At 54.8% G+C, this 3,860-nt stretch carries 5 protein-coding genes; 4 read left to right on the top strand and 1 reads right to left on the bottom strand.

Translation table 11 applies throughout. The features are described 5' to 3' along the window. The 4 genes from K1Y02_25855 to K1Y02_25840 all read left to right on the top strand — a co-directional run. Nucleotides 1-377: low specificity L-threonine aldolase (locus tag K1Y02_25855; GenBank protein MBX7259806.1), on the top strand; the 377-nt coding region annotated here is incomplete at its 5' end. Nucleotides 378-880: 503 nt separating this feature from the next. Continuing rightward, nucleotides 881-1,276 (top strand): type II toxin-antitoxin system VapC family toxin, encoded by a 396-nt coding sequence (locus tag K1Y02_25850; GenBank protein MBX7259805.1) that lies wholly within the window; start codon nucleotides 881-883, stop codon nucleotides 1,274-1,276. Between the two features lie 271 nt (nucleotides 1,277-1,547). Further along, nucleotides 1,548-1,991 (top strand): SRPBCC family protein, encoded by a 444-nt coding sequence (locus K1Y02_25845; GenBank protein MBX7259804.1) that lies wholly within the window; start codon nucleotides 1,548-1,550, stop codon nucleotides 1,989-1,991. Nucleotides 1,992-2,112: 121 nt separating this feature from the next. Further along, entirely contained in the window at nucleotides 2,113-2,655 is a 543-nt protein-coding gene (locus tag K1Y02_25840; protein ID MBX7259803.1) for a DinB family protein, read from the top strand. On the opposite strand, the gene K1Y02_25835 is transcribed toward K1Y02_25840, so the two are convergent. Continuing rightward, complete coding sequence (locus K1Y02_25835) at nucleotides 2,624-3,640, bottom strand: fatty acid desaturase (protein MBX7259802.1); 1,017 nt, start codon at nucleotides 3,638-3,640, stop codon at nucleotides 2,624-2,626. The two genes, K1Y02_25840 and K1Y02_25835, sit on opposite strands and share 32 nt — an antisense overlap. Nucleotides 3,641-3,860 lie beyond the last annotated feature (220 nt).

Raw genomic sequence — 3,860 nt, 5'->3', positions numbered from 1 at the left:
ACCGCACCACCATCGACCACGCCCACCGCTACCGCAAGATGCTCGGCGGCGGCATGCGCCAAGTTGGCGTCCTCGCCGCAGCCGCCAACTATGCGCTCGACCACCACATCGACCGTCTCAAAGACGATCACCGGCGCGCCCGCGCATTTCGCAACGCCATCGAGACACTCCCCGGAATCGCGTGCCCCCTCCCCTCGCCCACCAACATCGTTTTCATCGACGTCCCCGACGCCTATCAATTCCTCGGCCCCATCATCGAACGCGACGTCTTTGTGCTCCCCACCTCCCCGACACGCATCCGCGTAGTCTTTCATCTCGACGTGGACGATACCGGGCTGGATAGGGCCGTGGAGGCGTTCAAGGCAGCGGCGCATTGAGTTGATTGGGGGCGGTATTTCTCTTCTGAAGTGTTTGTTCCCCTCGACGCGAGACCACTTAACCTCGATTTCTTCCACTTCGTCCACAAATCGGAATCGAATTCAGACAGAAGCGCTCTGCATTTGCCTCGCTGAATTTGCGCACGACAGCCTCCTCTCATAGCTGCACATTCGGTTGAATCGACGGAGTAATGCACGGCTACGCACCTTGACACAAGTGCAAATATCGGCTATATTCACATATAGCACATAGTCACTTCCGCACGGAGCATCATACAGTGCCTCAACTTCACCTATATGTTCCAGACGCCGTGGCCAAGCAACTCCAAGCTAAAGCGAAGGCTTCGGGAATGTCTACTTCACGCTACCTCGCCACTGTCGTCTGTCGAGAGATAGGTGGAGGGTGGCCTGCGGGCTTCTTTGAAGAAGTGGTCGGCGGTTGGAAAGGAAAACCTCTGAGACGCCCCAGTCAGGGAAGATTTGAAGAGCGTGATGTTTTCTAGATGTATCTGCTTGATACCAATGCATGCATTCGCATCCTCAACAACTCGTCCAGAGTACTGGTGACTCGTCTTCAGTCGGAAGACTCGTCTGTAATAAGGCTGTGCTCAATTGTCAAAGCTGAGCTCCTCTATGGAGCAAGGCATAGTGACCGTTCTACAGAGAACCTTGCAATACTCGGGCGCTTTTTCGCTGCTTTTATCTCGTTGCCCTTTGACGACAGATGTGCTGAATTTGCCTCTATAATACGGTCCACTCTCGCGACTCGTGGGCGCCCCATTGGCCCCAACGACATCCTTATAGCTGCGACGGCAATGGCTCACAATCTAACCCTTGTCACACACAACTCGCGAGAATTCTCTCGTGTAGATGGCCTTCAGATAGATGATTGGGAATAGCCTCCTACCCTGACAGACCAAGCCTTGAGGGGATTTCAGTCATTCATAGATTCCCTCACTCCGCAAGTCCCTCGTTTCGCGAGACGAACCCACGTCGCATTGGTCCGACCAGACACCCGATCCACATCCCCGGACGCCGCCAAGTGCAGCGAACTCTCTCTTATTAATGGAATTGGTCTGGTAAACGCCTCCCCACAGTTATAGAATAGCCGACGGTTCTTAGCGGTCTTGGGCGCAGTCAACCTATTCCTTCTGGTGTGAGGTGTCTGACATGATCCGATGCGAATCCTCCGTCTTGATTACCAAACCTGCGGCAGAAGTCTTTGCGTTCATAGACGATTTCTCCAGATATCCGGCATGGATGGAATCGTGCGTGGAGTTGCGTCAGACCTCCGGTGGGCCTCGCTCAGCCGGAGCCACCCTGCACTACAGGCACAAACAGGGCGGGCACGAAGGCGAGATGACTGGAGTCATCACGGACTATGAACAAGGTTCGCGTCTTGAGATGAAGTTCACCGATTCGATGTTTGACGTCGTAGTCGCATTCGACTGCGCGCCGGACTCGGGTGGTTGTCTCGTCACGCACAGCATCGCGATTACCCTCAAGAACTTCATGACGAAGTTGATGTCCCCGATGATCAAGTCAGGCAATGAGAAGCAGGTTCAATCGAATGTGTCGCGCTTGAAGCATCTTGCCGAGGGTAACCCCGGATAGTCCGGACTCCTCATGGCGCAACTGCAACGTCTCGCACGTGAGCAATTTGCTCCGGCGCAAATTGCGGGATAGATGCGCATGCCAGAATGTTACGGTAAGACCAACCAGAAGGAGAACCGACATGAGCTCTGATGCCGCAATGCCCAAGCCAACGCCTGCTCAGGTCATCGAAAGCATGCTTGCACTGTTAGGTGACCGTGACCCACTTGAAGTCATGAAATGCACCGGTGCAGCGCTTGGGGCGGCATGTGCCGGACTTGACGATGCGGCGCTCCGCACACCTGAAGCGCCGGGGAAGTGGTCGGTTATCGAGGTGGTGAAACACTTAGGCGACGCAGAATTGGTCTTTGCCGTGCGTTTTCGGTGTATTCTTGCGGAACCCAACTCCGCCATGTCCGCAATTAACGCTGATGCATGGTCAACACGGCTTCGGTACGTCGAGGCCGACCTTGCAGCCGCGCTCGCACAGTTCAATGCGGTTCGGGAGATCAATCTGCGCTTCTTGCAGGGTCTGTCGGAAGCAGAATGGAATGCCTCCTACACCCATTCAATGCGCGGTAAAGAAACCCTCCGGCAGTCTGCCCGGATTTACGCGGCGCACGACCTCAGCCACCTCGCGCAGATCGAGCGGATCAAGCAGCGCGTGACTTCTTCATGCGCTTGAAATCGCGGAAGGTCAGGAGCTTCTTCGATTCGTCGTCCCACAGCCGGTAGTTCATGCACTTCAGGCTGGACCACAGGGAGATCTGCGGCGATTTCTGAAAGATCTCGTTGTCCCGGTGACACTCTTCGAGGAAATAGTTCGGGATCTTCGCGCTCAAATGATGAATGTGGTGGAAGCCGATGTTGCCCGTGAACCATTGCAGGACTTTGGGCAACCGATAGTACGAACTTCCCTGCAGCGACCCGGCGACGAAGTCCCATTCTTCGCCTTTCGCCCAATAGACGTCTTCAAACTGGTGCTGCACGTAGAACAACCACGTTCCGGCCGCCGCCGCGATGAAGAAGACGGGGACTTGTACCAACAAGAAGGCCTTCCACCCGATCGTCAGGCACATAGCCGCGACGAACAGGCCGAGCGCGATGTTCATGCGCCACACGCTACGACGGTCGCGGGCGGTACCCTTTCGGCGAGGGATGCGATACTCAACAACGAACAGGTAAAAACTGCCAATTCCAAATAGAAGAAATGGGCTTCGGTAGATTCGATAGATAAGGCGTTTGCGCCAGGGAGCCGCCATGTATTCCTTGACGGTCATCGTCCAAATGTCCCCGTGGCCACGCTTGTCGAGGTTACCCGCGCCGGCGTGATGCAGGGCATGATCGTGCTTCCAGAAGTAATAGGGTGTCCAGCACAAAAATCCCGTGATACTGCCCACGATGTTATTTGCGAGGGTCGACTTGAAATACGAACCATGGCCGCAGTCGTGCGAAATAATGAAGATTCGCACCAGGAAACCCGCCGTCGGTAGCGCGAGCGCCAGCGTCAGTAAATAGGACACATCAAGAGACAGATACATCAGAATCCAAAGACCAATGTACGGCACGATGGTGTTGATGAGTTGCCAGGTACTGCGCATTTTGCTGGGTCTATGGTACTTCGCGACGATAGCTTTCCAGTGATTCTGGAGCGATTCACTCGCCTCCATCACTCTTTCGTTAGTGCTCATAGTGAGAAAATGAAACCCCGTTTCACCGTGTGGGAGTGCACAGTTCCGTACGAACTCGCCAACTGGAAGGAGACCGTGATGACGGACCTAAAGCACTACCCAATTGCGCGAATCGACTCAACGGCACTCGCCGTTCCCTTGCATGTACGACCAACAAACACCAGTATACCTACACTCTGTTCCTGGTTCCACTTTTGCC

The organism is Candidatus Hydrogenedentota bacterium, assembly GCA_019695095.1.
GTDB lineage: Bacteria > Hydrogenedentota > Hydrogenedentia > Hydrogenedentales > SLHB01 > JAIBAQ01.
Note: the sequence above shows the minus strand (reverse complement) of the source record. Positions and strands in the feature narration are given on the sequence as shown.

Coding starts and splice junctions, on each gene's coding strand:
- K1Y02_25850 (MBX7259805.1), top strand. CDS start 881: ATGTATCTGCTTGATACCAATGCATGCATTCGCATCCTCAACAACTCG.
- K1Y02_25845 (MBX7259804.1), top strand. CDS start 1,548: ATGATCCGATGCGAATCCTCCGTCTTGATTACCAAACCTGCGGCAGAA.
- K1Y02_25840 (MBX7259803.1), top strand. CDS start 2,113: ATGAGCTCTGATGCCGCAATGCCCAAGCCAACGCCTGCTCAGGTCATC.
- K1Y02_25835 (MBX7259802.1), bottom strand. CDS start 3,640: ATGGAGGCGAGTGAATCGCTCCAGAATCACTGGAAAGCTATCGTCGCG.